The organism is Streptomyces sp. NPDC058964 (assembly GCF_042741275.1).
Taxonomy (GTDB): domain Bacteria; phylum Actinomycetota; class Actinomycetes; order Streptomycetales; family Streptomycetaceae; genus Streptomyces.
Genome location: NZ_JBHYKH010000336.1, coordinates 5,374 through 9,918, shown reverse-complemented (window position 1 = coordinate 9,918; position 4,545 = coordinate 5,374). Strand labels below are relative to the sequence as shown.

Annotated in this window: 5 protein-coding genes; 1 reads left to right on the top strand and 4 read right to left on the bottom strand. The window is 71.2% G+C overall.

Annotation, left to right across the window (positions count from 1 at the left end; all coding sequences use genetic code 11):
* Positions 1-23 precede the first annotated feature (23 nt).
* The 4 genes from ACFW2E_RS31825 to ACFW2E_RS31810 all read right to left on the bottom strand — a co-directional run bounded on the left by ACFW2E_RS31825 (position 24) and on the right by ACFW2E_RS31810 (position 3,376).
* Positions 24-446 carry a hypothetical protein gene (locus ACFW2E_RS31825; protein WP_384470791.1) on the bottom strand — a complete coding sequence of 141 codons (423 nt, stop codon included), beginning with the start codon at positions 444-446 and terminating at the stop codon, positions 24-26.
* 281 nt (positions 447-727) lie between these two features.
* Positions 728-1,837 carry a sensor histidine kinase gene (locus ACFW2E_RS31820; protein ID WP_384470788.1) on the bottom strand — a complete coding sequence of 370 codons (1,110 nt, stop codon included), beginning with the start codon at positions 1,835-1,837 and terminating at the stop codon, positions 728-730.
* Positions 1,834-2,574, bottom strand: a complete 741-nt coding sequence (locus tag ACFW2E_RS31815; protein ID WP_384470785.1) for a response regulator transcription factor — start codon at positions 2,572-2,574, stop codon at positions 1,834-1,836. The genes ACFW2E_RS31820 and ACFW2E_RS31815 overlap by 4 nt, the downstream gene beginning before the upstream one ends.
* A gap of 124 nt (positions 2,575-2,698) precedes the next feature.
* Complete coding sequence (locus ACFW2E_RS31810; protein WP_384470782.1) at positions 2,699-3,376, bottom strand: spermidine synthase; 678 nt, start codon at positions 3,374-3,376, stop codon at positions 2,699-2,701.
* Between the two features lie 223 nt (positions 3,377-3,599).
* On the opposite strand from ACFW2E_RS31810, the gene ACFW2E_RS31805 reads away from it, so the two are divergent.
* The gene (locus tag ACFW2E_RS31805; RefSeq protein WP_384470780.1) at positions 3,600-4,466 is read left to right on the top strand and encodes a rhomboid-like protein; all 867 of its coding nucleotides are present in this window, start codon (positions 3,600-3,602) and stop codon (positions 4,464-4,466) included.
* Positions 4,467-4,545: the final 79 nt, after the last annotated feature.

The window sequence follows — 4,545 nt, the reverse complement described above, 5'->3', positions numbered from 1 at the left end:
GGGGCGGGGCCGCTCCGCGTCACTTACTCCGGGCCCCCGGGCGCCTGGGCCGCGGGCGCGGCATGGGCGGCCGGTTTGGCGGCCGGGGCGGCAGCGGCGGGCTTGGGCGCGGCCGGAGCGGCGGCCGCGGGCGCGGCGGCGGGCTTCGGGGCCGCGGCAGCCGGGGCCGGGGCGACCGGAGCTGCGGGCTGGGCCGGAGCGGCCGTCGTGGCGGTCACTGCGGCCCCCGCGGCCGCAGCACCCGACGGAGCCGGGGTCGCAGCGGCGCCCGGCTTGTAGTCGGCGAAGAAGTCCCACCAGGCGCGGTCTACCGAATTCGGGTCCTGGAGGTACTGCTGATAGATCTCGTCGACGAGCCACTCGTTGGGACCGAACGCAGCAGCGGGGTTCTTCCCGGCTTGGTCGTCGGTCGAGATGCTCGAGTTACTGGGGGACTGTGGCGACACGGCGGCAACCGCCCTCTTCCGCTTCACAAGGTGATGGACAGCGGGAATAAAGGCTACGCCTCCCTGAGGGTGAAGGTCAGGTCGGGCCGGTTCATCGTCGCGTAAGTCACATCAGAAAGCGTGTTTCGGGGCTTGAAATGGCGGGAAACAAGCGTGGTTCGCCTGCGGAAGGTATACGTCAACAACGGCCCCGGCGCTGCAATGGCGCGGGCCGTCCCTGATCACACGTGTCTGTCAGTGGCGACACTCGTGGATCTTGTGACTCCGCTTCGAACTTTACGTCAACTTGGCACGGATCGCTCTCCCGGAAGGGTGACGAGAATCCGGCAGCCCCGCTCGGATTCGGCCACTCCGATCCGGCCGCCGTGCAGATCCACCGCCCAGCGGGCGATCGCCAGACCCAGCCCGGTACCGCCGTCGCTGCCCGGACCGTGCGGGCGGCTGACGGCTCCCCGGTTGAAGCGCTCGAAGACCTTGCGCCACTCGGACTTCGGGATGCCGGGGCCCTCGTCCAGGACCTCCAGCTCGAGGGACTCCGGCTGCGGCCCGCGCCGCGCCTTCACCGTGACCCGGCCGTGCGGCGGGCTGTGCTTGACCGCGTTGTCGATCAGGTTGGCCACGACCTGGTGGATCCGCTCCGGGTCCGCGTGCGCGGTCAGCTCCGGCGGGGACACGTCGAGGTGCAGATGGACGTCGGTCCGCGTGTGGTTCCCGGAGCCCGACGTCATGCTGCCGCGCGCGGAGGCGACCATGTTGGCCTCCTTGAGCACGCCGGAGAGGTACGGCCACACCTCGAAGCGCCGCTTGCGCAGCGGTACGACGCCGTTGTCCAGCCTCGACAGGTCCAGGAGCGTCTCCACCAGCCGCCCGAGCCGCTCGGTCTGCTTGAGCGCCGTCCGCATGGTCTCGGTGTCCGGCTCCGCGATGCCGTCCACGACGTTCTCCAGGACGGCGCGCAGGCCCGCGATGGGGGTGCGCAGCTCGTGCGAGACATTCGCCACGAGTTCCTTGCGCTGACGGTCCTGGGCCTCCAGCTCGTCGGCCATGACGTTGATCGTCTCGGCGAGGTCGCCGAGCTCGTCCCGGCGGTTCTCCTTCACCCGGCGCGTGTAGTCGCCGTGCGAGATCGACCGGGCCACCGCGTTCATCTCGTCGAGCGGCGAGGTGAGTGAATGCGCCACGAACTGCGTTATCAGCAGTGTGGCGATCATCGAGAAGACCGTGATGAAGCGAAGCTCCGTCTTGGTGTGCACCGCGATCATCGACAGACCTGTGGTGATCAGCACCGAGATGACGACGAGCGCGCCCAGCTTGGTCTTGATCGAGAACGGACGTACGCCGCCCCAGGGCTCCTCCCCGGGGCTTTTCCGTGCGGCCGGCCCGTCGCTCATGGCGTCGGCGTCTCCAGCGCGTAGCCCACGCCGTGCACCGTGCGGATCCGCTCGGCGCCGATCTTCCGGCGCAGCGCCTTGATGTGGCTGTCGACCGTCCGGGTGCCGGAGGCGTCCGCCCAGTCCCACACCTCGGCGAGGAGCTGCTCACGGGAGAGCACCGCGCGCGGGGTGTTCGCCAGGCAGACCAGGAGGTCGAACTCGGTGGGGGTGAGGTGGACGTCCTCGCTGCGCACCCGCACGCGGCGCTGCGCGTGGTCGATCTCCAGCTCGCCGAGGCGCAGGATGCCGGAGCGCGGGGTCGCGGCGGCCAGCGCGGCCCGCTCCACCCGGCGCAGCAGCACGTGCACGCGCGCGGCCAGCTCGCGCATCGAGAACGGCTTGGTCATGTAGTCGTCGGCGCCGACGCCCAGCCCGACCAGCATGTCGGTCTCGTCGTCGCGCGCGGTGAGCATCAGCACCGGCACCGGGCGCTGGGCCTGCACGCGGCGGCAGACCTCCAGGCCGTCGAAGCCGGGCAGCATGATGTCGAGGATCAGCAGGTCTGGCTGCCAGGCCTCGGCGGTGTCGACCGCGGACGGGCCGTCGCCCGCGGTTTGCACCAGGAATCCCTCGGCGCGGAGCCGGGCCGCGATGGCGTCCACGATCGTCGGGTCGTCCTCGATCACCAGTACTCGACGCTGTGCGCCCGGAGTGGCCGCCGCGGTACCGCTGTGCGAGGTGTGTGTCTGCTCCATCGCCCGCCCCTGAGTGTGCTTTCCGGAACCAGTGGGGTGGTTCCTCGGTCTGCGCATGGTTTGCGATTGACGCTTGAATGATCCGCGTCAGGGAAGCACATTACGGGGACGGACGGTGCCGTCGCTATCCAGGTCGTACGGCGAGGTGCACGGCGTCCGGAACGCCCCGGGCAACGGGGATCTCTTCGGTACGCACGTGTTGGAACCCGGCATTCCGCAAGGTTCCCTCGAATTCCGGAGAGGGCTGCGCCGACCACACCGCGAGGACGCCTCCGGGCGTCAACACCCTTGCGCAGTCCGCCAGTCCGGCCGGTGAGTAGAGGCCCTTGTTGTCCTCGCCGACGGTCCAGCCGGGCCCGTTGTCGATGTCCAGGCACAGGGCGTCGTACGTGGCGGATGTCTCATGGACGTGCGAGACCAGATCGGCCTCGACGATCTCCGTGCGCGGATCGGCGAGGGCGGCCGCGGACAGGGGGGACAGCGGCCCCCCGCGATGCCAGCCGATCACGGCCGGTTCGCGTTCCACGACGGTGATCCGGCCCCAGCGCGGATCCGCCGCGGCGTGTGCGAGCGAGAACCCGACCCCCAGGCCGCCGATCAGTACGTCCGGTTCCGGCCGTCCGTCCAGGGCGTCGTACGCGGCGTCGACGAGCAGCCGTTCCGAGCGGCCGTCGGAGGTGTCCATCAGGAAGCACCCGTTGGCGATGATCTGCAAGAGCTCGCCGTGCCTGCGCAGTACCACCTCCCCGTAGGGTCCCTCGCGGCGGTCCAGGACTACGGGTGCCGGGTGCGCGGTGGTCATGCGCCCATCCTGCACGAACACGGCTTTGCGGCCACGCGAATTACGGATGGCGGACGGGGCGTGGTACATCACCCGTTCGAGGGCTCCCGGTTCCGCCGGAAACCCGGCGTGGCTCGTGCACTTCATCGGAAAATCCTGTGAATCGTGGCTCGCGTGGTGTCGGTCATAGACAGCGGCCCGTGGGACGCGAAGGGTGGGGGCGAAACGGAAGGAGCACCTCACGGTGGAACCGACCGCGAGGGCCGCGACGACGGCCTCGCCCACGCCCCCCGGCACGTCCCTTCCGCACGATCCCGGCCCGCCGTCCCCCGAGCTCGCCGGCCTGCTGGACGGAGTGCCTCGCCAGCGCGGCCCCGTCGCGCACGCCGCCCCCGCGGCCGTGCCCCTCCCGGCCGACGTGCCGAGCGCGGACGCACCGGCCCCCGGCCGGCCCCTCCCCGGTACTCGCCACCTCCCTGCCCTGCGCCCCTGGCGGCTGCTGCCCACCCCCACCGGCACGCCGTACACCTTCGGCTACGCGGCCCTGCTCACGCTCACCTCGCTGTTCGCCGCCAAGGCCGACCCCGGGGTCGTGCACACCCTTTACCAGGCGTCCAGCACCGATGTGGCCCACCTCGTGCGCACCCCGGTCCTGGTCCTGGTGGCGAGCGCGCTGTGGATCGCGGGCGGGCTCCTGTCGCCGTACGCCGTCTGCTTCCTGGTCGTCCTCACGGCGCTGGAGCGGCGCACCGGCGGGGCGCGGGCCCTCGGTGTCTTCCTGCTCGGACACGTGCTCGCCACCCTCGCCACCGAGGTCCCCGTGGGGCTCGCGGTCCTGGTGGGACACCTGCCCGACAGCTCCCTGCACCGCCTCGACTACGGCATCAGCTTCGGTGTCGCCACCAGCACCGGCGCGCTGGCGGGGCTGCTCACGCCCTGGCTGCGCTGGCCCCTGCTCGTCCTGTTCGGCGGGATGGTCCTGCAGGACCTGATCGCGTTCACGGACCCGATGACCAACTGGGGTCACCTGATCGCGCTCACGATAGGCATCGCGACCTGGCCGCTGGTCCGGCGCGGACGGGCGGCCCACGAGGCTTCGGCGCGCGGCTAGGAGGCTCTCGCCGCCGCCGCATCCCTTCGCCGGTGCGGAGATCCGCAGGCCACGCTCCCCCACCGGCGGCGTGCCGTGC

Bases quoted from the DNA above. Each gene is read 5' to 3' on its own strand.
- ACFW2E_RS31820 (WP_384470788.1), bottom strand. From the start codon at position 1,837: ATGAGCGACGGGCCGGCCGCACGGAAAAGCCCCGGGGAGGAGCCCTGG.
- ACFW2E_RS31815 (WP_384470785.1), bottom strand. From the start codon at position 2,574: ATGGAGCAGACACACACCTCGCACAGCGGTACCGCGGCGGCCACTCCG.
- ACFW2E_RS31810 (WP_384470782.1), bottom strand. From the start codon at position 3,376: ATGACCACCGCGCACCCGGCACCCGTAGTCCTGGACCGCCGCGAGGGA.